Origin of the sequence: Dyella sp. (assembly GCF_035277725.1) — a bacterium.
Taxonomy (GTDB): domain Bacteria; phylum Pseudomonadota; class Gammaproteobacteria; order Xanthomonadales; family Rhodanobacteraceae; genus Dyella_B.
In genome coordinates, this window is record NZ_DATEJY010000091.1 from 13,344 (window position 1) to 37,504 (window position 24,161).

Sequence of the window (24,161 nt, forward strand, 5' to 3'; positions counted from 1 at the left end):
CCCAGCCTACAAATTCGACGCGTAAGCCTTCCAGGCAACGCAATCACGCGCATCGCTTGTATGCATCACACGCGCAATCTCCCCACGATAAAACGCAATGCTCTTGCGCCCCTCAAACAGACTCAAACGTTGCACGGGTTGCAGGTTATCGATACGGGCACACAGCGAACCCAACCACGCTTCACGATCGCGCCCGCGCGCGGCGTTTTCATCGACGACCAGCAACACCGATGCGCCGGGATACTTGCTGCGCAGCGCGGTTTCATCCATCGCCCATATCGCCATCTGCGGCGCGCGCCCGTATTTCACGTTGAGCGGATTATCCAGTGAGTAGATCTCGCGCCTGCCGTCGAACTGAAAATCCAACTCGGCTGCCATCATGAAATTGTCCGCCACCAACAGCGCCGGCTGCGTAGCCAGTTGCTGCCTGGCGATTTCCGCACTTTCGCGCCAACCGACAAAGGCCGTCGGCACGATGCGCGTCGCGCCAAACGCTTGCGCCGAACCTGGATACGCAGCCAGCAACAAGTACGTCAATCCCACGACTTGCACCAACAACGCGAACGCTGCACCCCATACCGCCATCACACGCCACACGCGCACACCTGTCGATCGATGCAGCAACGCTGGCAGCGCCACCAGCAACGGCAAATAACCCGGCAACGGCCAGTGCACACGAAAGCGCTCGTTATCGGCAAACAATCCCGCCACGAAATAAACAACGATGAAGGTCAACGACAACCATGCAAGGACATCCCATGGACTGCCTTCACGGCGCCGACGCCAGCATTGCCACGCCGCCCACAACAGACATGCATACAACAGCGGCGTACATGTCACCGCCTGCTCCAGCGGCTGCACCAGCGCATCCGCATGGAAACGCCACGGATTGCGCTCGATCACCTGGAAAGCAACACCAGCGCCGTGCTGTTGCCAATTGGAAATCAGCAAAGGCACGAGTCCCAACGCGGCAATAAACATTGCCAGCCAGAAACCCGCACGCCGCCATTGCATGCGCCCACGCGGCATCAGCAGCATCAACAGCAAGCCAGCCAGCATGTACATCGCTGCGCGGTAATGACTCATCCAACAGCATGCGAGCGCCACGCCAAGTAGCAGCCAATAGCGCCATTGATCCTCATCCATCGCACGCAGCAACGCATACATGGCGGCCAGTCCCGCGACGGTAAGCGGCACATCAGGCAACGCCAATACCCCTAGGCTGCCGGCCAACGGCAGGCATAGGCACAGCAAACCGGCCTGCCAACCAGCCCGCGCATCGAACGCACGGCGGGCGAACAACACCAGCAGCCAAGGCAGCGCACTGCCCAACAACAGGGATGGCCAGCGCATGCCCAAGAGTCCATGCCCTGCCACGCTCTCACCCACACGGATCAACCAGGCTGTCAATGGCGGCAGATCGCTATAACCCCAGGCAAGGTGACGGCTTTCTTCCCAATAGAACGCTTCATCCCCGAACGGCTGGACGGTCAAGACAAGCAGCAGCTTCACCAACCACAGACCTAGGAACACTGTGACGAAAGCCGCTCGCCAGCGTGCGATGCCGGCGACTACACTGGCGTCGCCCTCCCCATCTGTCCTCGGTTCCCGCAAACCCATGTCAGCCATCACTCCGCTTCGTGATGAAAACCTGCAAAAGCGCCTTCACGCCGCCATCGCCCAAGTCAACAAAGTGCTGCTCGGCAAGGCACGCCAGGTCAAGCTGGCTTTCACCTGCCTGATTGCAGGCGGCCATCTATTGCTGGAGGACGTACCCGGCGTCGGCAAGACCACGTTGGCGCATGCGTTGGCGGCGAGTTTTGCGCTGGACTTCCAGCGCGTGCAGTTCACCAGCGACCTGCTGCCGTCCGACATTATCGGGGTCAGCATGTACGAGCGCGAGACGGCACAGTTTCGCTTCCACCCCGGCCCGGTATTCGCCGGCCTCTTGCTCGCCGACGAAATCAACCGCGCCACGCCGAAAACGCAAAGCGCCCTGCTGGAAGCGATGGCCGAAAAGCAGGTGACGGTGGACGGCCAGACGCATGCCCTGCCCGATCCGTTCTTTGTCGTGGCGACACAGAACCCGCTCGACCTGGCCGGCACGTTCCCGCTGCCCGATTCGCAACTCGATCGCTTCATGCTGCGCGTATCGCTGGATTATCCGGACGCCAGCGCCGAACGCGAACTGCTCACCGGCAGCGATCGGCGCGACCTGCTTACCCATCTGGTTCCGCAACTGGATGCCGCCAACCTCGCCGCCTTGAATCGGCAGACCAGGTCCATCACCGCCAGCCCTGCCCTGCTCGACTATCTGCAAGCCTTGCTGGCCGCAAGCCGCCGCCATCCGGAGATTCGCGTGGGTCTGTCGCCACGTGCCGGTCTCTCCTTGCTGGCCGCCGCGCGTGCATGGGCCATGCTCAGCGATCGTGGCCATGTATTGCCGGAAGATCTGCAGGCACTGTTCGTGCCGCTGGCCGCGCATCGACTGGTCGCCGCCCGCGGCGCCAATGGCGACACGCTTGCACGCACCTTATTGAACGAAGTCGCCGTCGACTGAGGGAACATGCCAGTACGAGCTCAGTGGCAGCGCCTGCAGCATTGGGCCGAACGTCGCTTGCCGGCCTTGACCCGGCATCGACGCCAGGAAGACCTGCCGATCGAACTGCATCGCCGGCGCATCTATATCGTACCGACCGGATTCGGCATGGCGTTCACCCTGCTGTTACTGGTGATGATGGTCGGCAGCCTCAATTATTCGAACAACGCAGGATTGCTGCTGACCTGTCTACTGGGTGCGGCGACATCGATCAGCATGCTGGTAGCGTTTCGCACCTTGAATGGTTTGCGCATACGCGGCGTGCGCGCAGGCCATGCGGTGGCAGGCGATCCGATCGACGTGACGTTCGATTTCGAAGCCCGGCATAAACGCCAAGCCGTACGGCTGGACGTCGGCGAGGTGACGCAAGCCTTCGATGTAAACAGCCGTGCCGACGTCACCGTCAGCATTATCACCGAGCATCGCGGGTGGCTATCGATACCGCGCCTGCGCATCTGGACCACCTGGCCGATGGGCCTGTTTCGCGCATGGAGCTGGGTGAATCCCCACTACGCCGTACTGGTGTGGCCACGACCTGAAATCGGCGGCCCCGGCCCGACCCTGCCGCTGGAAGACCACCGCAGGCAGCGTCTGCATCGCGGCGAAGATCTCGCTTCCCTGCGCGATTACCGCAGCGGCGACTCCATGCGGCACGTCGCCTGGAAGGCCAGCGCGCGGCATGAAAACTTGCTGGTGAAAGATTACGAACAGCCCCAGGGCAATCAGGAATGGCGACTGGATTGGCGTCATCTTCGCGGACTCGATAGCGAAGCGCGCATCGCGCGACTCGCGCGCTGGCTAGGCGAAGCCCAATCGCAAGGGCGGCAGTGGAGTTTGTGGTTGCCCAGCGAGGCGATCGGTATCGGCGGCGGTCCCTCGCATTACGCGCGCTGCATGAGCGCACTGGCCGTGATTCCATGATCCGCTGGCGGCAAACCAAACCTCACGTGCAAGAGCGGATCGGCGACCGCACGTTCGACCTGCTGTGCATCACCACCGCCTTTGTGCTGGCGGTGCATGCGGGCCATCTGCCCATCGGGCTGACGCTGGGGCTGTGCGTGGCGCTTGGGCTGCGCTGGTGGCAGCGTCGCTATCGGCCGGCACGCGTACACAGTTGGTTGAAGCTGCCGTTGCTGGCGGTGCTGGTCGGTGCCGTCGTGCTCGACTACGGCAATCTGTTCGGACGCGAACCAGGTTCGGCGCTTGCCGCAGGCCTGCTCGTCCTGAAGCTCACCGAAAGCGAAGCGCCGCGCGATGCGCGTGTGGCCGCCGCCTTCGCGTGCTTCCTGTTGATGGCGGCGTTGTTGTTCGGCCAAGGCATGGTAGCGACCTTCGTGGTGGCACTCGGCCTGCTACCTGCGTTGACGACCTGGCGTTCGCTTGAACCCACGCAGGCTTCGCCCACACTACCGCGCCAGTTGCTGCCGGCGCTCGGACTGCTGGCTGCGTCCTTGCCATTGGCGCTTACCGCCTTCGTGCTGGTCCCGCGGCTGAGTACACCGCTGTGGGGTAACAACAGCCAGTCGGCGGCGCGCACTGGGCTCGCCGATCACATGTCGCCCAGCGAATTCAACGAACTGCTCACGGATGACACCGCCGCCATGCGTGTGAGTTTCGACGGACCGCCGCCATCGCAAGACAAGCGCTATTTCCGCGCCTTCGTCATGTGGAACTACGACGGCCGTGACTGGCAGCGATCCGAGCAACCGCTAAGCACATCGATACCGGTCGAAGCCGCCAAGACGATCAGCTACCACATCAGCCTGGAACCCACGCATCAGCACGTACTGCCTACGCTGGATGTGCCGCTGGCGGCGCCATTGCAGTCGCAAGCGCATACGGATGGTGAAGTTTTTGCGGACAAGCCGATCGATGAAGTGCGGGACTATGACCTGCGCTCGGCCGTGACGTATCGCTTGCAGCCGAGCCTGGACATCGACACGCGCATGCATGCCCTGCAGTTGCCCGATGGCTTCGATCCGCGCGCCCATGCACTCGCCGAGCAGTGGCGCCAGCGCTACGGGCGCGACAACGCGGCGATCATCCGGGCTGCGCTGAACATGTTCCACAACGACGGCTTCAGCTACACCTTGCTGCCGGCGCCGCTGGGCCGTAATGCCGTCGATGATTTTCTGTTCAGTACGCGCGAAGGTTTTTGCGAACACTACGCCTCCGCCTTCACTGTGTTGATGCGCGCCGCCGGCATTCCCGCACGCGTGGTCACCGGTTTCCAGGGCGGCTTCTGGAACAACCTGGGCCAGTACTTGCTGGTGCGCAATGCCGATGCGCATGCCTGGAGCGAAGTGTGGCTGGAAGGGAGCGGGTGGGTGCGCGTGGATCCCACCGCGGCCGTACGTCCGCAACGCATTTCGCTGGGTGCGGCCAGTGCCGCGGGCAACCAGCTGCCCTGGTATCAAGAAGGGTTCCTGGAGTCGATGCGCAACCATTGGGACATCGTCAACCGATGGTGGAACCAAAGCGTTATCGGTTTCGACGCACTGCGCCAGCGCGGACTACTGATCCCGTTCGGTATACGCGAGGCGGACATCGGTCTGCTGACCCGGTTGCTGGTGATATGCATAACGGTGTTCGGAGCATTGGGCTTGGCGTGGGCGTTGTGGCGTCGACCGGAAGGCGACCCGGCTCTCGCAGCGCTGCGCTCACTGGAACGCAAGCTTGCGCAAGCTGGTGTCATTCGCCGGCGCAGCGAAGGGCCGCAGCACTTCCTTCGCCGCGCCAGCCGCGCACTACCGGCTCAACGCGCGGAACTGGACCATTTGATGAGGTGCTATATCGAATTGCGCTACGCCACTCTTGAACCTTCCACGGAATCCTTGCGCACCTTCAGGCAGGCGGTACGGAATTTCCGCCCGCGCCGCATGGTCTGAACATGGCGCAACGATGTAGCATGCACCCGCCCCAGATGGAGAAACACGTCATGTCTCCCCTATACAGAATCATCAGCCTTGCAGCGCTTTCCACCCTGTTGGCCGCGTGCGCCACGGTGCCGAAGCCGTTGCAGGGCAACTTCGCTCCCATCACCACCGCTAGCGTCCAGCAGGGCAGCACCGCCAACGGCACGCAAGTGCGCTGGGGCGGCAGCATCATCAGCACCGAACCGAGCCAGAACGCCACCTGCTTCTATGTCTTGAGCCGCCCGCTCGACGATGAAGCCCGTCCGGTCGCCGGCGACAACAGCAACACCCAGGGCCGTTTCGTGGCGTGCCGTCCTGGCTTCTACGATCCTGAGGTCTTCAAGCCCGGCCGCGAAATCACCGTGACGGGTGCAGTCCAGGGCACGGTCAGCCGCAAGGTGGGCGATTACGACTACGCCTACCCGCGCGTGGAAGCCGACGTGGTCTACCTGTGGCCGAAGCGTCCGGTGGTTGTCGGTTATCCGTATGGTCCAGGCTGGTATGACCCGTTCTGGGGCCCCTACTGGGGTCCGTATTGGGGTGGCCCGTACTGGGGCGGCTGGGGCTGGGGTGGCTGGTATTCGCCGCGGGTGATCGTGGTTCGCCACCGCTGATCGCCACCAGCAAAGCACCTATGAAAACGCCGGCATCTGCCGGCGTTTTTCCTTGCGTCGTCGCGAAGCGACGAATGCATCAACCCGGCGGCCAGTGCATGCGCCGACCGGCCAGCAGATGCACATGCAGATGGAACACGGTCTGTCCGCCGTGCTCGTTGCAATTGACCACCACGCGATAGCCGTCCTGACTGAAGCCTTGTGCCTTCGCATAATCGGCGGCGGCTAGCATGAGCTTGCCTAACAGTTCGGCATCCGCCGGCGTGGCTTCGTTCAAGGTGGCAAGTGCGCGCTTGGGCACGAACAGCACGTGCACCGGCGCCTGCGGATTGAGATCCTTGAAGGCCAGCACGTCGTCATTTTCGTAGACGATATCGGCCGGAATTTCGCGCCGGACGATCTTGCCGAAGATGGTGTCACCCATGTGCGAGTCTCCTTAATCCCATGGCACTAACTTAGCCGGTGTTCGTTTGACTAGTTCAAAAACCTTGAATCCGTCGTCCCGGCGAAAGCCGGGACCCAGTGACTTGTTGGGTCGCCGAAAGTCACTGGGCCCCGGCTTTCGCCGGGGCGACGATGCCTAAGTGAGTGTCATTGTCCTTAATCCACGGATTGCCGGCTACCGAAGGCATGCGCCAGGGTGCCGCGATCGACATATTCCAACTCGCCGCCCAACGGCACGCCGTGCGCCAGACGCGTCGGACGAATGCCAGCCGCGCGTGCAAGCTGCGCCAGGTAATGCGCCGTTGCCTCACCTTCCACGGTGGGATTGGTGGCAAGAATCAGTTCTTCCACTTCGCCCTCAGCCAGGCGCTCGGTCAGCAAACCAAGACCAAGCTCTTCCGGTCCCAGGCCGTCCAGCGGCGACAAGCGCCCCATCAAGACGAAGTACTGGCCGCGATAACCGGTCGCCTGTTCGATCGCGGCAAGATCGGTGGGCGATTCCACCACGCAAAGCACATGCCGGTCGCGGCTGCTGCTCGCGCAGATGGCGCACACCGTTGTTTCGCTGAAGTTGCGGCAGCGAGTGCAGTGGCCGATTTTCTGCATTGCCTGCTGCAGCGCGTTAGCCAGTTTCAGTCCGCGCTCGCGTTCGCGTTCCAGCAGATGGAACGCCATGCGCTGAGCACTCTTGCCGCCGACACCGGGAAGGCAGCGCAAGGCTTCGATGAGTTCGGCAAGAAGGGGCGATGAGCTCATGGTTTCGCTTGCTCCCTCTCCTCAAGCGGGAGAGGGAATGGCATCAAAACGGCATCTTGAACCCGGCCGGCAAATTCATGCCGGCGGTAATGCCGCCCAGCTTGTTCTTGCTCGCTTCGGCCACCTTGTTGACCGCATCGTTGACGGCCGCAGCCACCAGGTCTTCGGCCATTTCCGGATCGTCGGCAAACAACTTGCGATCGATCTGCACGCGGCGTACTTCATGCGCACCCGTCATCAAGACGCTGACCAGGCCGCCACCGGAGGTGCCGGTGACTTCCAGCTTGGCGATTTCTTCCTGCGCGCGCTTCATGTCTTCCTGCATGCGCTGCGCCTGCTGCATCAGCTGGCCAAGTTGTCCTCTCATAACGTTTACTCCTACCTCAAGATTCAATCGGTTTGATGGATTGCGGCACCACGCGCGCACCGAATTCGCGCTTCAGCGTCTGCACCAGCGGATCGCCTTCGATCGAGGCCTCTGCCGCCGATTGCGCCGCACTGCGCGCCTCGGCCGCACGCGCTGCCGGCGTATGCGCGGCGCCATGGCTGTCTTCGACGAAACGCAGGCGAATCGGTTCGCCCATCGCTTCGCTGAGTCGATCGGCAATCTGGCTCACGATCGGTTCGACCGCCAGATGCATATGTGTAGGCTGCAAGGCGAGGACCAGCGTCTGCCCTTCCCGGCCACGCAACGCGGAGTTTTGCGCGAGCTGGCCGAGCGGACCACGCAGATCGGCACGCCGGATCAGTGCTTCCCAATCGGGCATGCCGCCCGGGCTGGCAACGCGCTGCATGGGTGCCGCGGGCGGTGCAGCAGGAGCGGCATGGTCGCGTTGTGGTGCGGATGGCGCCGACTGCGGAGGAGCGGCAGCGCGCGTGCCCGGTGCCGGAGCCGCAGCAGATGGCGATGGCGCAACGGGCGGACGCGGTGGCGCAGCCGAACGTTGACCGCCCGATGCCGCTACCGGGGCCGCGTCGTCGCCGGGGCGAAACGCCAGCATGCGCAGCAGCGCCATCTCGAAGCCGGTACGCGTGTCGGGCGCAAGCGCCAGATCGCGGCGGCCCGCGGTAGCGATCTGGTAGTAAAGCTGCACGTCCTCAGGCGTCATGCGCTCGGCCAAGCTGGTCAAGGCCGGGTCGTCACCCTCGTTCTGATCGAGCCGGTAACCAGGCACCAGCTGCAGCAACTGAATGCGATGCAAGGCAGCAGCCAGATCGTCCAGCACGCTGCCGAAATCCGGCGAGAACGACGCAATGCGCGTGCATTCGGCCATCAGCTGTTGTCCGTCGCCAGCAGCCAGCGCATCAAGCAAGCCAAGCACCTGCCCGCGCTCGACGCTGCCGAGCATGGCGCGCACGTCATCCGCCTTCAGCGTGCCGCCGCCGTAGGCGATCGCCTGATCCAGCAGCGAGAGACCATCACGCAGCGAGCCATCCGCCGCGCGGGAAAGCTCCACGATGGCGGCATCGTCATAGTCGAGGTGTTCGGCGCCGAGGATGTGCCGCATCTGTCCGGCGATCTGATCCGGCAGCAGGCGCTTCAAATTGAAGCGCAGGCAGCGCGACAGCACCGTCACCGGCAATTTTTGCGGATCAGTGGTCGCGAGCAAGAATTTCACGTGCGGCGGCGGCTCTTCCAGCGTCTTCAACAAGGCGTTGAAGGCGGGTTTGGAGAGCATGTGCACTTCGTCCACCAGATAGACCTTGAAGCGACCGCGCGCCGGTGCGTACTGCGCGTTCTCGATCACCTCGCGCACGTCGTCTACGCCGGTGTTGCTGGCGGCATCGATTTCCAAAAGATCCACGAAGCGGCCAGCGTCGACCGCCGTGCACACCGCACACTCGCCGCAGGGATCGGCCGACTCGCCGCGCTCGCAGTTCAGCGACTTGGCGAAGATGCGTGCGATGGTGGTCTTGCCTACGCCGCGCGTACCGGTGAACAGGTAGGCGTGATGCATACGCCCGCTATCCAGGGCGTTGGTGAGGGCGCGTACGACATGCTCCTGACCGACGAGTTCGGCGAACTTGCGGGGGCGCCACTTACGCGCGAGTACCTGATAGGACATGCGTTAACGCTGTTTGGGCCAAAGACCGATTGTGCCAAGTCCAGGATGGCAAGTCATGCGAACCGAGCGATGGCCGGCCCGAAAAGGTGGCGGCCCCGCCAGCCACACCCCGGCACCCGAGTCATTCGCTACCGTTGCTTCCTTCCGGACCTGGCGGGGTTTGCGAACTATCGTCGCGGGGGGACCGACGGGGCCACCATAGGGGTGGGCATCGAAGCCCTGAAGCTGGCGCTTGGCTTGCCATTGCCAGCTTCGCTGAAGAATTGCGCCAGCTTCCAGGCCGTCGCATCTTTCAATATCTGGCGGAGAGAGAGGGATTGTTCGGCCCGTCCTTGGGCCTCACCCCTCCGCGCTACGCGCTCCGGGGCCAGCCTTTGGCTGTCCAAATTCGTTCCAGACGAATTTGTCGAACCAGAGGGTTCTCACCCTCTCTCTCATCCGTGTTCTTACAACGTTGCGCCAGCTTCCAGGCCGTCGCGTCTTTCAATATCTGGCGGAGAGAGAGGGATTCGAACCCTCGATACGGGGATAAGCCGTATACACACTTTCCAGGCGTGCTCCTTCAACCACTCGGACATCTCTCCGCACGCAAAACCATCTTGCCGGTGGGAGGCCGGCAAAGAAGCGGAAGGATAGCCGTTAGCCGTCTGACGGACAAGAGCGGGACGGCGTAGGTTGGGGTGCGAACCCCAACATTGCCATGCCCATGCGTCCACATGTTGGGGTTCGCACCCCAACCTGCGGTCAACCCGCATCGGGGCTCGTTGGCGATGGATCGGCCAGCGCCACGCGCGCTCCTGCCCGCGCAACGCGATAGCCGCGCGCCGTCAACGCATCGCCATCCGCCTTGCTGCCGTAGTGATAAAGCACCAGGCGCGCTCGCAATCCGTCGTCATACTCACGCTCGATGTCATCAACACCGGTATGCGAGGGGTTGCCCACCAAACCGCAATCGTGCGCAATCAATTCGGAGCCACCCGAATACTGCGTCAACACTTCGGGAATGGGGCGTGTGTCGCCGGTAAACGCGAAACTACCCTGCAAGGCCAGCCCGTATGACGTACCCGGGCGATGATGCCGCGTAGCAAACACATCGAACCAGACACCATCCAGCCAGAAACCGCGCGAGCATGGCACCAGCCGGAAAGCTTCCCAATAATTCACGCCGCCCTCGGCCAGCACACCGGGATAGTCGGCCACCCGCGTCTGCAACCACGGCACCAGCCCCGCATGCGCAAACACGCGCGTTTTTCCACGCAAGGTTTCATCGAACCACACGCGCGTGAACAACCGCTCCAACCCGCCGACATGATCCATGTGCGTATGCGTGATGTAGAGATTTCGCGGCTGCTCGCCATACGCAGCGACGTAGCGATCGAGCGTGTCAGGACCGCAATCGATCAGCAGCAACGGCTTGCCATCGCGTTCCACGACGGCGGCCGAGGAGCCCAGTTCGACCGCATGCGCGGCGCCTGTGCCGAGAAAATGCAGATGCCAGCTCATGCGCCCAGTGTCTCCTCATAGCCGTCCATGAGAGGTGTCCAAATGGCTTGATCGAACACGGCCTCGCCCTGTGCCGCAGCGCCAAGCTTGAACAGCGATCGGCGCAAACGCTGCAGGTTCGCCATGCGCCAGCTTTGTTCCGGCGTACGCAGGCGACCGCGATCGAAATCCACCAGATAAAGCCCCGTCGGCGCGATCAACACATTGTGTGCATTGAGATCGGCATGCCATACGCCCGCGCGATGAAAGCGTGCCGCCAGCGTTCCGACTTCCCGTGCAAGCTCGGCATCCAGTCGACCTTGGGTCAAGCTCTCTGCCAGCGTGTGGGCATCGGCAATCCGTCGCGTGATCAGGTCGGCCTGGTAATAAAGCCCGGCCCGCCGATACTGCGCGGCCAGCACTTGCGGCACTGGCAACTGCTGCTTCGCCATCGCCTGCAGCAAACGGAATTCCTGGAAGCTGCGCGTGCGATCCGCCCCGCTCCACAGATAGCGATCACCCATCAACCGCGCCACCATGCCGCCGCGCCGGTAATGCCGCAGCACGCATTCACCCGCAGGGGTGTGGATGATCGCCACCCCGCCGCGACCGCCCGACTGCGTGCTGAGCGCACCCAGTGCGCGCCAATGGTCGGCGTCGAACCATGGGCCATCGACTTGTGGCGATACGGTAGCGTCGAACAGAATCGCACCCTTGGCGTCTTGGCGCAGTTGCTCGTGCATCGGTGCTGCGGCGGCCCTGTTTTGGTTCATTGCCCGGCGATTCTACATGTCCTCTCCTGCTTCCATCTGCCTGTTGCGCACGTCGGCCATCGGCGACGTTACCCATGTGGTCCCCCTGGTCCACACGCTGCAGCGTGCGTGGCCGCAAACCTCGCTGACCTGGATCGTCGGCAAGCTGGAACGCAAGCTGGTCGGCGACCTGCACGGCGTGGAATTCGTTACCTTCGATAAAAGCGCCGGCTGGGCCGGCATGCGCGAGGTGCATGCCGCACTGAAAGGCCGGCGCTTCGATGCATTGCTGCAGATGCAGGTGGCCTTGCGCTCCAACCTGCTGAGCCTCGGCATCAAGGCAAACCGCCGTGTCGGCTATGATCATGCCCGCGCCAAAGACTTGCATGGCCTGGTGATCAACGAACGCATTCCGGCGCGGAGCGGCGAACATGTATTGCAAGCCATCGGCAGTTTTTGCGAACCGCTGGGCCTGAAACAAACCGACGTGCGCTGGAACATCCCCATTCCCGACGAAGCCCATGCCTGGGCTGCGCAACAATGGCCGAACGACAAACCGCTGTTGTTGGTCAGCCCCACCTCCAGCCACACGCTGCGCAACTGGCGACCGGAGCGCTATGCAGCGGTGATGGATCATGCCGCCACGCGCGGCTGGCGCGTTGTGCTGATTGGCGGCCCGTCACCGGGCGAACGCAGCATGGCCGACGCCATCCTTGCCCTTTGCCAACACGCGCCGCTCGATCTCACCGGCAAGGACACGCTGAAGAAATTGATGGCGATGTTCTGCCGCGCCCAGCTATTGCTCACGCCCGATTCCGGCCCGATGCACATGGCCAATACCGTCGGCCTGAAAGTGCTCGGCTTGCACGCTGCGAGTAATCCCGCACGTTCGGGCCCCTATTCCGACCGCACGTGGTGCGTCGACAAATACGACGCCGCTTCGCGCAAATATTTCGGCAAACCGGCAAGCGAGATTCCGTGGGGAACGAAGATCGAGAAGCCAGGCGTGATGGACTTGATCGAGATCGACGATGTTATCGAGCGCTTTGAAGCGGCAGCGGCTTCCCTGACCGCATAACCTTCAGATGCCCGTCGCCCCGGCGAACGCCGGGGCCCAGCGTCTTTAAGGCAACGCTGATTAAGTATCGCCGTCGTCATGATGTCTGGAAGGCTCGCAGGGTGTGTCGCGCGGCGCCGGGAAGACTGGCTGTCTTGCCAAGCCGCGCGGCGCAGCCTGCGAGCCTTCCAGGCATCACCCCATCACTTTGAATTCAATACGTTGGGGCCCGCCCTGTCTGTCCGCATGCCTTCGGTCCGCCGTCTCGACAGACAGCCAGTCTGCCTTCGCCGACGGCCCTATGGCCTGCGAACAGACAGGGCGGGTGACGACGGCGATACTTAATCAGCGTTGCCTTAAAGGTCACTGGCTATCATGCGGCGCATCCGGCAAATGCGGCGGCGCGACGGCTTTGCGCTCCCGCTTCTTCCAGTAACCACCTTTGGTCCACGCATCGAAGCCCCAGCGCAGCCAGCCAATCAGCGCATTCGCCAACCACAGCGCCCAAGCGAGCATCGCGACTTTGTAGAACCACAGCGATACCGTAATGACGCCGCCTTGCGGCAAGACATCCTTGGCCTGATCGGCAAACCAGTTCAAATCCCATGCTGTGGACGCATTACCCGCCACGTGCATGTCAGGCAATCCAAGCAAGCCTTTTGGTACCGCGGATACCAACGTAATCAGCGCCAGCACGGTGACAACCGCCAATAACGATTGCACGAGGTTGAAGCGCGTATCCGCAAGCTTGGCCATGGCCGGCTCGTGTCGAACGCGCAGTCCAAGCAGGATCAGCCACACCACCACGAACGCGTACGCAGTCCAGGCGAATGCCGAAAAACCCAGCCCCAGCAACAACCATTGATAGAAACGCAGCGGTGTCGGCGCATAACGCCCCAGCAACCAGGCGGCCACCAACAGCACGATCAATTGCGACCAATACAGCACGGCCGGTCCGACAGACGGCCCCGACGTCCACAAGACCCAGCGATCTTCCGGAAGCTTGAGGTTCAAGCCGATATTTGCCGAGGTCGCCCCAAGGCCAAAGGCAGGCGTCGTGACGTGCATGCCAATGCCACGAGGTTCGCGCAGGCGTATCACGTAACGATGCTTGCCAGGCAGCAGCGGCAAACTCAACTTGCCATCCTTTACGGCGAGGCTTAGCTGTTCGTCATCACGTGTAGCCCCAAGCAGCTCCGTGCCGCCCGGCAATGCGATGGCGTGCTCACCGCCGCGAGTGCTGCGCGCAAGCAGATTGAGTTCGGTCTCCGTGGCACGATCACCCACGCTGACACTTGCATTGACGCTGTCGAAAGCAAGGCTGTCGCCGTCGACCGCTTTGGGCTTGCTTATCGTCAATTGCAAGGTTTCATTCGGCAGCGGCTGGAAACCAAGGCCGTCGCCATGATCGCCCACCGGCACGCCTTGCATCTCCACATGCCAGATGGGCGATGCACGCACCTGCCACACCTCGGCATGATCGCTCAACGACGGCGCGGAGATTTTCAGCGCATCGGCATGATCGAGACGACTGGTCCAGCTGACGCTGTTTTCGCTAGCATTGAACGTTACGCCGATACGTCCGTCGTGCACGCGCATGCCATCCCCTAAGGGATGCTCTCCTGGCAACAACGGCAATTCCAGTGTGAAGCCGCCATCACTCGGCGCCATTCGCTCCACCGTGTTGATCACCGTCCAATCCACGCCAAGCAAGATGGTCCGCGTGATACGCACGTACGGCGGGAATGCCTGCTGCGAAGCCGGCGCCGGCTTGCCATCGGCGGCCACCGTGCGAACGCGATTGAGCGTGACGCTGTCACCCAGCAAACGGCCACCATCGATCCCATCCAGCGACCAGGCTTGTCCGGTAAACGTCAGCCATTGCGGATGCAAGGCAAAGCGCAAGGTAGTGCTGTCGACTGGCTGCGCGCGATAGCTCAAGCCGACCTTGTGCACGCCAGGTTCCAGCCTGACCAGCATCTGTTCGTCCTGCTTGCCGATCGCTGCATTGGCGTGGCCGTCGACCGTCACGCCGAGGAGTTGCAAGCCCGCGTCGGTTTGCGGCAACGGCAATGCAATCGATGCACCGGCGTGTACTTCCATTTCCATCGCGACTTGATCGTCTTTGGCTTGCATGGAAGCGGCGGCAACCACCGCGCAATCGGGCGCGCATTTAGGCGCTTCCAATAAGCGTGTTTGCAATTGCCTCAGCAGGTCCGCACTGGGCGTCGCTTGCGCGCGAGCGGCATGCGGCAAGCTCGCCAGCAACAGACATGCTGCCGCCGTGCCGCCCCAGCGCCAGATTCGCCACGATGCGCCCGATGGTCTGGTGAAGCTTCGCGCAAGCCTGCCAAGCAGCACTGCCAACAAGCCCAGCATCACCACGCGCAGCAGGCGAACTAGCCAGGACGGTGCAATCACCAGGCGCATGTGTTGTTCCGGCGTGACCGGGCCAGACCAACTGAGGTGGTAGTTGTTGCCGACGTCCCAACTGGGTTCACCGGCACCGGCCTGGATGATGCTGTGGCTATCCATGGCAGAGGAAGGCCTTGCCAGATAGCCGCCCAAGATCCTCACATTCAAACCTGGGGACGGTGCAGAAGCCGGTGCGTATTGCGCAACGGAAGGAGGAGCAGGCGGTGCAGGTGCGGGCGGCGGCGGTGCTGGGGCCGCTTCCTGTTCAACTTCTTCCTCTTGAACCTTCATCTGCTTCTTCGCTTCCAGCTGGGTACCGCCTTGAGCCTCCATGCGTTGCATCAACGCCGAAAAATCGCCATTTCCTTCCAGCTGAGGATGCAGCGCATTTTCCAATTGCGTTTTGGCAAACGGTAACGTCCAGACAATCGCCAAGGCCAACGCAAGCATGCTGGCCATCTGCGCCCACTGCCGCAGCCGACCCGCAGGAAGCGCACGCATCAGCAAGGCGAACGCCAACGCCACACCCAGCGTCCAGCGTGGTGCGCCGGCTTCGTGCTGCGAAAGAATCAAAAACAGTGCAGCGATCACGGCCCACCGCCAACCGAGCAGCCGTCCCGCCAGCAAAGCCATCAGCGCGACGACAAACAGATCCAGCAAGCTCCATTGCGCCACCCACGAATCCGGCGAACGATCCACGCCGGCTGCACCGATCAGGCGATAGCCATAAGGCAGATGCAACACCGCGTCGATGTTTTCCAGCGACACCAGCCATCCCGCGCTGGGCAGCGATCCGCTGTGATCGGCGACGCGCAGGCCCGCATGCAGATCCAGCCCCGGACTGCGCAGTTCGACACCCGTTCGTCCCTGACCCAAATCAGTAATCAGCAAGGGAGAATCGCCTTGCGCCGCGCGCTGCAATTGCCAGGGCGCGCCCACATCGAGACGCTGCGTGCGCGACAGCGTGCCGGTGAGGTGATCGCTCACGCTCAAACCATGGCCGTCGAAATCGAGCCAGACCTGGCGCTGCAGGCGAATCTGGTCACCCGCCTCGCCTTCTCCACCACGCGTACCTTGCTGGATGGCTAAACCGCCGCCCTGGTCCAGCACGTAGGCAGGAAGTTCACGCCAATCAGCGGGTACGCCTGCTTGCGCTGCATCCGTCGCGCGGCCTTCGACGCGTGTGCTGCGCAATGCCGGATCATCGCTATAGCTCCAGATTTCCTGCTTGGGCCACACATTGTCGGCAGGTGCCGCCAAACTCACGTCATGCAAGGTATCGGTGGCGCGTGCGGACAGGTGCACCATCCATTGCCCGGGACGAAGCTGCAGGCGCAAGCGTCCATCGGGCTGCCATTGCGCGGGCACCTCGCTATCCAGCGACGTGGCTACAAAACCCTTGGGCAGGGCAGGTCCCAGCAGTTGTTCGCGCGCACTGCCGGTGACGTTCAATTGCAGCTGCGTTTCCAGCAGCGCGGGCATGCCATCAGTCAAATGGCGATAGACGCGCACCGATAACGCATCGGCCTGGCGCTGTGCCGCCGCCGCCTCGCCGAGCGTGAGCTGATCGCCATTGCGCCCGATGCGATCGACCACACCGCCATCCACGCTGAGCGACACCAGGCCGATCGACAACGGCACGCTCAAACGTGTGGGACGCGTATCCCACGGCAAATTTCCCTGGATGGTGTAGTCGCCCGGTTCCAGCCGCAGTACCGGCTCTTCGTCGCGGCTCAATACCGGCCATGGTTTGCCATTCACCATGACCTGTTGCGGCCAGCTGTGCTCATCGCCGGGCAAGGCGACCCAGCCGGCGGCATCCACGTGTACGTCGAAACTGAAATGGCCGCCGCTCTTGCCAGCGTCGATGCTCAGGCGCCCCGGCCAGATGCACTGGCGGCTGTTGGCGTCTGGAGCGCTGTTGGCCAGGAATGGACAGCTGTGCTGAGGGACGTCATGCAACACCCATCCCTGCCAGTCGCGCAGCGCAGGAGGAACCTCCTGGGCCATCAAAGGTGATACGAGAAACAACAGCCCCAGCAACCCCGTCCATCGGCGCATACGACGACCTCCCCTGTGGCGTTTCAGCCAGTGTAGTGGGACTCACCGGACTTCTGGGAATCGATCGCAGGCTAGGATGAAATCCCAGCTTTCATGTGCAGGGCAGTGCTGGAATTGCATTCCAGCCTACGCAGTCACGCTGTTACTTCGTCGCGCGGTAATCCTGATACGACTTTTCTTCCACCAGCTGCGAACCAAGCTTGAGATTGATCTCGCGCTTCACCGCTGCGCGCTCGTCGTTCTGGAAATAGACTGAACGCGCCAGTTCAACGAACTCGGCATCGAACGCCTGCGCCTTTTCCTTCAGGCGGATGCGGTCCTCGATATCCCATAGCGCTTCGTTCACCGCGAGCAGGCGTGCGCGCTCCTTGCTGATATCTGCTTGCGAGGCATGGTCATTCGCCCAGGTGGCGTTGAGCAGGTTGAGCTCGTTGTGCACGTTGGCGAGCTTGGCGGGATCGGAAATCTGGCGCGCCTTGATCTCGAGGATCGTGATCTTGTCGATCAGCTCGCCAAAGGAGACCGGTACCTGGATCAGGCTCATGCAAAAACCTCATGCGGAAAAGGCCGGCAGGTCGCCGGAAAACGGCGCCTATGATAACGCCATCGGCGATACGCGTGCCTTGGCGGCGATCCGCGCGCACAGATCCTCGTGGAAACTCGCCGGCAGTTCAGCCTTGACCGGCACACTCCACCAGTGCGGTTGCACGAAGGCCCAGCATTTCACCGCATCTTTTTCCGTCATCAGCACGGGCAGGTCATCACCAAAGGTAAGGTCCGCCTGCATAAAGAAATGGTGATCGGGAAAAGGATGCGGAATCACTTCCAGCCCCTGCGCGGCAAGACTGGCAAAGAAGCGCTGCGGATTGCCGATGGCCGCTACCGCATGCACGCGCTGGCCGGCAAAGCTTGCGATCGGCTGCTCGCGTCCATCCGACAGTGCGCGTACCGATCCGCCTTGCAGGCGCATGAGCACTTCGTCCGCCTGCGGATGGCCGCCGTTGCAAATACGAAAATCCACCTGCTGCGCGCGGCTCAGCGGCTCGCGCAGTGGCCCCGACGGCAGCAAGCGGGCGTTGCCGAAGCGTCGGGTTCCGTCGATCACGCAGATCTCGATATCGCGCGCCAATCGATAGTGCTGCAAACCATCGTCCGCAATCACCACATTGCAACCGGCATCGAGCAGCAGTTGTGCCGCCGCGGGACGATCCTGGCCAATCGCCACCGGCACGCCACTGGCGCGTATCACGCAGGGTTCGTCGCCCACTTCCACTGGATCGGGCGATTCGCCGAGCAGCATGCGATCGTGATGGCTTCCGCCATAGCCGCGGCTTACCACGCCGGGACGGTAGCCACGGTCGCGCAATGCCTCGGCCAGCGCCAAGGTAAGCGGCGTTTTGCCCGTGCCGCCGGCCGTAAGGTTGCCCACCACGATCACCGGACACGGCAGCCGCACCGCGCGCAACCAGCCGTGCCGATACAACGTGCGGCGCAAAGCAATCACCGCACCGTAGAGCTTCGACAGCGGATGACACCACCACGGCAGTGGCTTTCCCTCATACCAGCCTGCCTGGAGCGTATCGGCCAGGCTCATCGTCAATCGGCGGCAACCGCGGCGGGACGTTCGTTGAATTGCATGCGATGCAGCGCGGCGTAGTGGCCGCCCAGTGCGATCAGCTCGGCATGCGTGCCGCGTTCGACAATCTTGCCTTGATCCATCACAGCGATCTGATCGGCGTGCTCGATCGTGGACAGGCGGTGAGCGATCACCAATGTGGTGCGGTCGCGCATCAAACGCTGCAGCGCCTGCTGGATCAAACGCTCCGATTCCGTATCGAGTGCGCTGGTCGCTTCGTCCAATACCAGGATCGGCGCGTTCTTGAGAATCGCCCGCGCAATCGCAATGCGCTGGCGCTGCCCGCCGGAAAGCATGTTGCCGCCTTCGCCGATCGGGCTGTGGATGCCGTTCGGCAACTTGCCGATGAATTCCATCGCGTTGGCGGCTTCGGCGGCGGCGATGATGTCCTGCTCGCTTGCACCGGCCAGTTCGCCATAGGCGATGTTCTCGGCGACGGAGCCGTCGAACAGCACCACATGCTGTCCTACCCACGCGATTTGTTTGCGCAGGGAAGCAAGTGTGTAGCTTTCGTAATCGGAGCCATCGAGCAGGATGCGCCCGTTCGTGGGTTCGTTGAAGCGCGGCAGCAAGCTCACCAGGCTGCTTTTGCCGCTACCCGAGCGGCCCACCAACGCGGTAACGGTACCCGGCGCGCAATGCAGGTTCACGCCCGCGAGCGCTTCGAATTTGCCGCGCGGATAAACCAGGCCCACCTCTTGGAAGTGCAGATCGCCTTCCGTGCGTTCCAGTACCTTGGTGCCGTGATCCACTTCGGGCGGCAAATCCATCACCGCAAACAAGTTCTCCGCCGCGGCAATGCCCGTCTGCATGGTGGACTGCACATTGGTGAGGCGTTTGAGCGATGACAACATGCCGCCCATCGCGGTGAGCACGGCAATGAACACGCCCGGTGAGATGTGATCGATCTCGGACGGACGCGAGGCCAGAAACACCATGCCGGCCAGCGCCAGCGATGCCACCGTCTGGATGGACGAACCCGAAAGCGCACTGGTCGCCACGATCTTCAGATTGAGATAGCGCGCGTGGTCAGACACTTTCTTGAAGCGTTCGTCCGCCTGCTGCTGGCCACCGTAGATGCGTACTTCGCGATGCGCCCTGAGCATCTCATCCACCGTACCGGTCACCGAACCCATCTGGCCCTGGATGCGCCGGCTGACGACGCGATACCGCCTGCTGACCGCCGAAGCAATCACCACGATCGCCGGCACCAGCACCAGCAGCGCGGTGGTGAGATAAAGGCTCTTGTACAGCATGACTACGGCCATGCCGATGACGGTGATGCTCTCCGTCACCGACACTTTCAGCGCATCGGTAGCCGCACCGGCAATCTGCTCGCTGGTGTAGGTGATGCGCGAGATCTGATGGCCGGAATGCTCGCTGCCGAAAAACGAGGCGGGCAAGCGCAGATAGGCCGCAAACACGTCGCGCTGCATCGCCTGCACCACGTTGCGTGAAACGTAGCCCATGCCATAGTTGCTGATGAGAATGGCCACGCCGCGCACGAGGAAAATGCCGATGATCCAGATCGGCATCCAATGAATCAGGTACGGATCCTTCTGCTGCAGCAGCTTATCCATGATCGGCTGCAGCTTGCTGGTGAAATAAGCCAGCGCGCCACCATCCACCGCAAAGCCAATGACGGCGATCAGGATGACTGGCCAATAGCGACCCGAATAGCCTAGCAATCGCCTATAGACTTGCCGGCTCTCTTTATCCCATAACGCGACTTTCTTCTTGCCTTCGCTCATTGCTGCGTGGCCGACTGCGTCGGCGTCGTGGCGATGGAAAGGTGCGTGAAGCCAAGCTGGCCCAGCGCATCCATGGCGCTGACCACATTCTGGTGCGCGGTCATGGCGTCGGCGCGGATGGTGACGGTCTGGTTGCGATCGTCGCCAGCCACATGCGCAATGGCCTGCTTTAGCGCATCCACGCTGGCACCTTGCACTTCATCGCTGCCCACGTAGAAATGTCCATCGCGATCCACCATCACGGTAATCGCAGGTTGCTGCATGTCGCGATCTTCTGCACTGGCTTGCGGCAGGTTCACCTTCAGGTGCGAATGCTGCACGAAGGTGGTGGTGAGCACAAAGAACATCAGCAGGGTCAGCAGCACGTCGATCAACGAGACCACGTTGATCTCGAAATCATCGCTGCGACGGTCGTTACCGATACGCATGGCTTTAAGCCTGTGCCTTGTCGCCTGCAGCCAACGGCGCGCGGCGCGCGCGCGGCGCCGGCGCGGAGAGCGTGAGATCGTCCAACAGCAAGGTGGCCTGCTTTTCCATATCCACCACGTAGCCGGCTACCTTGGAACGGAAGTAGCGATGCAGCACGTACGCGGGAATAGCCACCGTCAAACCGGCGGCGGTGCAGATCAGCGCCTCGCCGATGCCGCCGGCCATCTTGGTGGGATCGGCCATGCCGCCGACCATTACCTGCATGAACATGCGGATCAGGCCGATGACGGTACCGAACAGGCCGAGCAGCGGGCCGATCAGGGCGATGGTGCCGAGCGTGTTCAGATAGCGCTCCATGCGATGCACCACGTGGCGGCCGGTGTCCTCGATGCGCTCCTTGATCAACTCGCGCGAGTGATGGCGCACGGCCAGCGCTGCCGCCAGCAGTTCGCCCAGCGGGGAACCGGTCGCAAGTTTTTCCAGGTGGGCCGGATCGAGCTGGTCGGAGCGCGCCCACTCGCGCACTTCCTGCGCCAATCCGGGCGGCAGCACGTAGTTGCGCCGCAAGGTCCAGCACCGTTCCAATACGATCGCCAGCGCCACCGCCGAGCAGATCAGGATGGGCGCCATCGCCCAGCCACCCGCCATCAGAATCTGACCCAAATCACCCACAGAAAAACTCCCGGCCCTGCCGTCTGCGCAAGCCAACATCATAGCAGTGATGCCGAAACGTACCGTGCGGCCAATCACTCCGTAGGTTGGGGGTGCGAACCCCAACATGGGATGTATGGGAAATCGGAATGTTGGGGTTCGCACCCCAACCTACGCCGGCTTTTTCATTTATTCGCGCCAATAACGCTGTTCCCGCGTCCGCCAGCGCGCCGCCAGCCGAGCGGGCGCCGCCACCGGAAAATCAATCTGAACCGCCCCGTCAACGGCCGTATTGAACACCGGTACCCCAGCCGCCGCGTAGCGCTGCATGACTTCCGGGCGCGGATGACCGAAACGGTTGCGCCAGCCGGCGGAGACCACGGCCCATTCAGGCTGAACCACGGCAATGAAATCGGCACTGGAGGAACTCTTGCTGCCATGGTGCGGCACCTGCAACACCAGCCGCGGCCCCGCGCCCAATGAGGCGGCAACCGACGGCTCTGTGTCCATGGCGATATCGCCGGTAAGCAACAAGCGCCCCGCCCGGCCTTCGATCAGCAGCACGCAGGAATGATCGTTCGCCGAGGCATTCAACATGGCCGCGGTGGGACTCACCACACGAAAACGCACGCCATCCCACTCCCACTGCTGTCCGGCCAGGCATTGCGCCATCGGCAAACGAAGGCGACCGGGTTCTCCCGAATAGCGTTGCGCGGCAGGAAACGCGGCGGCCACGGCAGGTGCGCCGCCAGCGTGATCGTTGTCGGCATGACTGATCATCAACATGTCCAACCGATCAATACCCAACGCATACAGCGAAGGAATGACGACCGCTGCGCCAAGATCGTAGTCGGAGGGATAACGCGCACCTGCGTCATAAACCAGGGCGTGATCGCGCGTGCGTACGACAACGGCCAACCCCTGCCCTACATCCAGCACCCACGTCTGGAATGCGCCCGTGGCCGGAAGATGTCGTACCGGCCACAACAATGGCAGAAACAGCAGTGCACCCAACATGCGCAATGGCACGCCACGCGGCATGAACAACCACACGGCGCCCAGCGTCGCCAACAGCAGCGCGCGAGGTTCCACCGTGGGCAAATACCAATGTGCGCCTGGCCATGTCGCCGTCTGTTCCAGCAACCACCATTGCGCATGTGTCAGCCATTCCGCCACGCGTAGCAACGGCGTTGCCAGCGGCGGGCAGATGATCAGCATCAACATGCCCAACAGCGCGCAAGGCACGATCACGAAACTCACGAACGGCACCGCAACCAGGTTGGACAAGGCGCCCACCAAAGAAGCCTCGCCGAAGAACCACATCGTCAACGGCAATAGCGACACTGTCATCACGATCTGACCTAGCGTCAATTCGCGCAGAAAACCGCGCAGGCCGCTTCCCTTCGCATTCATGCACAGGATCAGGAACGCCACGCCCACAAACGAGAGCCAAAAGCCCGCTTCCAGCACGGCGGTGGGATTCATCAACAAGATCGCCATCAATGCCATCGCCAGCGCATGTGCCGAACCGGTGGCGCGCCGGCTGCATCGCGCCAGGGCAAACGCACCGATCATCAGCATGGTGCGCACTGTGGGCATACCTAAGCCGGCCAGGGCACCGTATGCGCTGGCCGAAGCCAACGCTGACATCGCTTCTGCCTGCACTCGCGGACATCGCACTGCGAGCGAAGGCCATAGCCAATACAGTGCGTAACACGACCACACGCCAAACACCGCCGCAACGCCGACATGAAAACCGGAAATGGCGATCAAATGCGAGATGCCATTCGCGCGTGCCACCTCCCAATCGTGCTGTTCGAGCCCACGCGTGTCGCCGACAGTAAACGCGCGCAGCAAGGCAGCATCATGTGGATTGCGTACGCGCGACTGGATGCCGTCGGCGAGCGAGCCACGCAAGCGATCCAGGCACCACGTCGCCACGCTCAAGCGCTGGTTGCCGGGATCATCGCGCACATAACCGACCGCAGTGATGCCGCGCGCGAGTGCGCTGCGTTCGCTATCGGCACCGCCTGGGTTGATCGTTCCGCGCGGGCGGCGCAAACGCAGCAGCAATCGCCAACGTGAACACGGCTCGGGTTCCGCGGATGGCTGGTCGTACCAGCTGATGCGCACGCGTCCATGCCAGGGCACGACTTGTCCATCGCGCGAGGCTCGTTCGATCTGGAATGGCACGCTGGTAGCGCCGGCCTTGGTTTGCGCCAGACCAACGACGCGGCCGGTAACCTGGAAATCCTGCCCTTCCCAATCTTTCGGCAAGCGTGCCGCCATCGCCGTGCTGCCATACCAGGCCGCCCAGGCGAAGCCGAACAGCAGCACGGCCAGTACGCGCAAGCGTGGCAGGCGCCAGGCAATAATCAACGCACCGATCGCCAGGATTCCCATAAGCCAACGCGGCGGCAACACGGGAAGCCATTGCACGACGGCGATGCCAAGCAACAACGCCAGTGCCGACGTGACAACGCTTGGCCATCCTCGCGCGTGTGTATCTCCGCTTGCCATGCATGCAAGCTAG

Annotated in this window: 19 protein-coding genes, 1 tRNA gene and 1 other RNA gene; 5 read left to right on the forward strand and 16 right to left on the reverse strand. The window is 62.5% G+C overall.

Features of this window, described 5'->3' with window-relative positions:
- Positions 1-6: 6 nt before the first annotated feature.
- Positions 7-1,512 carry an ArnT family glycosyltransferase gene (locus tag VJR68_RS08545; RefSeq protein WP_324147252.1) on the reverse strand — a complete coding sequence of 502 codons (1,506 nt, stop codon included), beginning with the start codon at positions 1,510-1,512 and terminating at the stop codon, positions 7-9.
- A gap of 106 nt (positions 1,513-1,618) precedes the next feature.
- Between VJR68_RS08545 and VJR68_RS08550 the strand changes: the two genes are divergently transcribed.
- From VJR68_RS08550 to VJR68_RS08565, 4 genes are read left to right on the forward strand one after another with little or no spacing between them, the layout of a single operon-like run.
- A complete protein-coding gene (locus tag VJR68_RS08550; protein ID WP_324147253.1) occupies positions 1,619-2,560 on the forward strand; it encodes an AAA family ATPase in 942 nt (313 codons plus the stop codon).
- A gap of 6 nt (positions 2,561-2,566) precedes the next feature.
- Positions 2,567-3,520 carry a DUF58 domain-containing protein gene (locus VJR68_RS08555; protein ID WP_324147254.1) on the forward strand — a complete coding sequence of 318 codons (954 nt, stop codon included), beginning with the start codon at positions 2,567-2,569 and terminating at the stop codon, positions 3,518-3,520.
- A 26-nt stretch (positions 3,521-3,546) separates the two neighbouring features.
- Positions 3,547-5,487 carry a DUF3488 and transglutaminase-like domain-containing protein gene (locus tag VJR68_RS08560; protein ID WP_324147255.1) on the forward strand — a complete coding sequence of 647 codons (1,941 nt, stop codon included), beginning with the start codon at positions 3,547-3,549 and terminating at the stop codon, positions 5,485-5,487.
- Positions 5,488-5,537: 50 nt separating this feature from the next.
- Complete coding sequence (locus VJR68_RS08565; protein ID WP_324147256.1) at positions 5,538-6,128, forward strand: Slp family lipoprotein; 591 nt, start codon at positions 5,538-5,540, stop codon at positions 6,126-6,128.
- Positions 6,129-6,207: 79 nt separating this feature from the next.
- Here the strand turns inward: VJR68_RS08565 and VJR68_RS08570 are convergent, their stop codons facing one another.
- From VJR68_RS08570 to VJR68_RS08605, 8 genes are all read right to left on the reverse strand, one after another.
- Complete coding sequence (locus tag VJR68_RS08570) at positions 6,208-6,552, reverse strand: histidine triad nucleotide-binding protein (protein WP_324147257.1); 345 nt, start codon at positions 6,550-6,552, stop codon at positions 6,208-6,210.
- A 176-nt stretch (positions 6,553-6,728) separates the two neighbouring features.
- Positions 6,729-7,328, reverse strand: a complete 600-nt coding sequence (gene recR / locus VJR68_RS08575) for a recombination mediator RecR (protein WP_324147258.1) — start codon at positions 7,326-7,328, stop codon at positions 6,729-6,731.
- A 43-nt stretch (positions 7,329-7,371) separates the two neighbouring features.
- Positions 7,372-7,695 carry a YbaB/EbfC family nucleoid-associated protein gene (locus tag VJR68_RS08580; RefSeq protein WP_324147259.1) on the reverse strand — a complete coding sequence of 108 codons (324 nt, stop codon included), beginning with the start codon at positions 7,693-7,695 and terminating at the stop codon, positions 7,372-7,374.
- Between the two features lie 16 nt (positions 7,696-7,711).
- Positions 7,712-9,394: a DNA polymerase III subunit gamma/tau gene (dnaX, locus tag VJR68_RS08585; RefSeq protein ID WP_324147260.1), complete on the reverse strand. Its 1,683-nt coding sequence runs from the start codon at positions 9,392-9,394 to the stop codon at positions 7,712-7,714.
- A 93-nt stretch (positions 9,395-9,487) separates the two neighbouring features.
- Positions 9,488-9,584, reverse strand: an RNA gene (gene ffs, locus VJR68_RS08590) — signal recognition particle sRNA small type.
- 301 nt (positions 9,585-9,885) lie between these two features.
- A tRNA-Ser gene (locus tag VJR68_RS08595) sits at positions 9,886-9,978 on the reverse strand.
- 160 nt (positions 9,979-10,138) lie between these two features.
- Positions 10,139-10,897, reverse strand: coding sequence for an MBL fold metallo-hydrolase (locus VJR68_RS08600; RefSeq protein ID WP_324147261.1), 759 nt, complete (start codon positions 10,895-10,897; stop codon positions 10,139-10,141).
- On the reverse strand, positions 10,894-11,649 hold the full coding sequence (locus VJR68_RS08605; RefSeq protein ID WP_324147262.1) for a 3-deoxy-D-manno-octulosonic acid kinase: 756 nt from the start codon (positions 11,647-11,649) through the stop codon (positions 10,894-10,896). The genes VJR68_RS08600 and VJR68_RS08605 overlap by 4 nt, the downstream gene beginning before the upstream one ends.
- Positions 11,650-11,665: 16 nt before the next feature.
- On the opposite strand from VJR68_RS08605, the gene VJR68_RS08610 reads away from it, so the two are divergent.
- Positions 11,666-12,706, forward strand: a complete 1,041-nt coding sequence (locus VJR68_RS08610) for a glycosyltransferase family 9 protein (RefSeq protein WP_324147263.1) — start codon at positions 11,666-11,668, stop codon at positions 12,704-12,706.
- A 342-nt stretch (positions 12,707-13,048) separates the two neighbouring features.
- Here the strand turns inward: VJR68_RS08610 and VJR68_RS08615 are convergent, their stop codons facing one another.
- From VJR68_RS08615 to VJR68_RS08645, 7 genes are all read right to left on the reverse strand, one after another.
- Positions 13,049-17,161, reverse strand: a complete 4,113-nt coding sequence (locus VJR68_RS08615) for a hypothetical protein (protein WP_324147264.1) — start codon at positions 17,159-17,161, stop codon at positions 13,049-13,051.
- A 142-nt stretch (positions 17,162-17,303) separates the two neighbouring features.
- Positions 17,304-17,705 carry a DUF6165 family protein gene (locus VJR68_RS08620; RefSeq protein ID WP_324147265.1) on the reverse strand — a complete coding sequence of 134 codons (402 nt, stop codon included), beginning with the start codon at positions 17,703-17,705 and terminating at the stop codon, positions 17,304-17,306.
- Positions 17,706-17,753: 48 nt separating this feature from the next.
- Positions 17,754-18,755 carry a tetraacyldisaccharide 4'-kinase gene (gene lpxK / locus VJR68_RS08625; RefSeq protein WP_324147266.1) on the reverse strand — a complete coding sequence of 334 codons (1,002 nt, stop codon included), beginning with the start codon at positions 18,753-18,755 and terminating at the stop codon, positions 17,754-17,756.
- A 2-nt stretch (positions 18,756-18,757) separates the two neighbouring features.
- Positions 18,758-20,548 carry a lipid A export permease/ATP-binding protein MsbA gene (msbA, locus tag VJR68_RS08630; protein ID WP_324147267.1) on the reverse strand — a complete coding sequence of 597 codons (1,791 nt, stop codon included), beginning with the start codon at positions 20,546-20,548 and terminating at the stop codon, positions 18,758-18,760.
- Positions 20,545-20,976, reverse strand: a complete 432-nt coding sequence (locus VJR68_RS08635; RefSeq protein WP_324147268.1) for a biopolymer transporter ExbD — start codon at positions 20,974-20,976, stop codon at positions 20,545-20,547. The genes msbA and VJR68_RS08635 overlap by 4 nt, the downstream gene beginning before the upstream one ends.
- A gap of 4 nt (positions 20,977-20,980) precedes the next feature.
- Complete coding sequence (locus tag VJR68_RS08640; protein WP_324147278.1) at positions 20,981-21,640, reverse strand: MotA/TolQ/ExbB proton channel family protein; 660 nt, start codon at positions 21,638-21,640, stop codon at positions 20,981-20,983.
- Between the two features lie 177 nt (positions 21,641-21,817).
- Complete coding sequence (locus tag VJR68_RS08645) at positions 21,818-24,148, reverse strand: DNA internalization-related competence protein ComEC/Rec2 (protein ID WP_324147269.1); 2,331 nt, start codon at positions 24,146-24,148, stop codon at positions 21,818-21,820.
- Positions 24,149-24,161: the final 13 nt, after the last annotated feature.

Coding starts and splice junctions, on each gene's coding strand:
- VJR68_RS08600 (WP_324147261.1), bottom strand. CDS start 10,897: ATGAGCTGGCATCTGCATTTTCTCGGCACAGGCGCCGCGCATGCGGTC.
- VJR68_RS08615 (WP_324147264.1), bottom strand. CDS start 17,161: ATGCGCCGATGGACGGGGTTGCTGGGGCTGTTGTTTCTCGTATCACCT.
- VJR68_RS08550 (WP_324147253.1), top strand. CDS start 1,619: ATGTCAGCCATCACTCCGCTTCGTGATGAAAACCTGCAAAAGCGCCTT.
- VJR68_RS08605 (WP_324147262.1), bottom strand. CDS start 11,649: ATGAACCAAAACAGGGCCGCCGCAGCACCGATGCACGAGCAACTGCGC.
- lpxK (WP_324147266.1), bottom strand. CDS start 18,755: ATGAGCCTGGCCGATACGCTCCAGGCAGGCTGGTATGAGGGAAAGCCA.
- dnaX (WP_324147260.1), bottom strand. CDS start 9,394: ATGTCCTATCAGGTACTCGCGCGTAAGTGGCGCCCCCGCAAGTTCGCC.
- VJR68_RS08645 (WP_324147269.1), bottom strand. CDS start 24,148: ATGGCAAGCGGAGATACACACGCGCGAGGATGGCCAAGCGTTGTCACG.
- VJR68_RS08610 (WP_324147263.1), top strand. CDS start 11,666: ATGTCCTCTCCTGCTTCCATCTGCCTGTTGCGCACGTCGGCCATCGGC.
- VJR68_RS08635 (WP_324147268.1), bottom strand. CDS start 20,976: ATGCGTATCGGTAACGACCGTCGCAGCGATGATTTCGAGATCAACGTG.
- VJR68_RS08565 (WP_324147256.1), top strand. CDS start 5,538: ATGTCTCCCCTATACAGAATCATCAGCCTTGCAGCGCTTTCCACCCTG.
- VJR68_RS08580 (WP_324147259.1), bottom strand. CDS start 7,695: ATGAGAGGACAACTTGGCCAGCTGATGCAGCAGGCGCAGCGCATGCAG.
- VJR68_RS08570 (WP_324147257.1), bottom strand. CDS start 6,552: ATGGGTGACACCATCTTCGGCAAGATCGTCCGGCGCGAAATTCCGGCC.
- msbA (WP_324147267.1), bottom strand. CDS start 20,548: ATGAGCGAAGGCAAGAAGAAAGTCGCGTTATGGGATAAAGAGAGCCGG.
- VJR68_RS08620 (WP_324147265.1), bottom strand. CDS start 17,705: ATGAGCCTGATCCAGGTACCGGTCTCCTTTGGCGAGCTGATCGACAAG.
- VJR68_RS08555 (WP_324147254.1), top strand. CDS start 2,567: ATGCCAGTACGAGCTCAGTGGCAGCGCCTGCAGCATTGGGCCGAACGT.
- recR (WP_324147258.1), bottom strand. CDS start 7,328: ATGAGCTCATCGCCCCTTCTTGCCGAACTCATCGAAGCCTTGCGCTGC.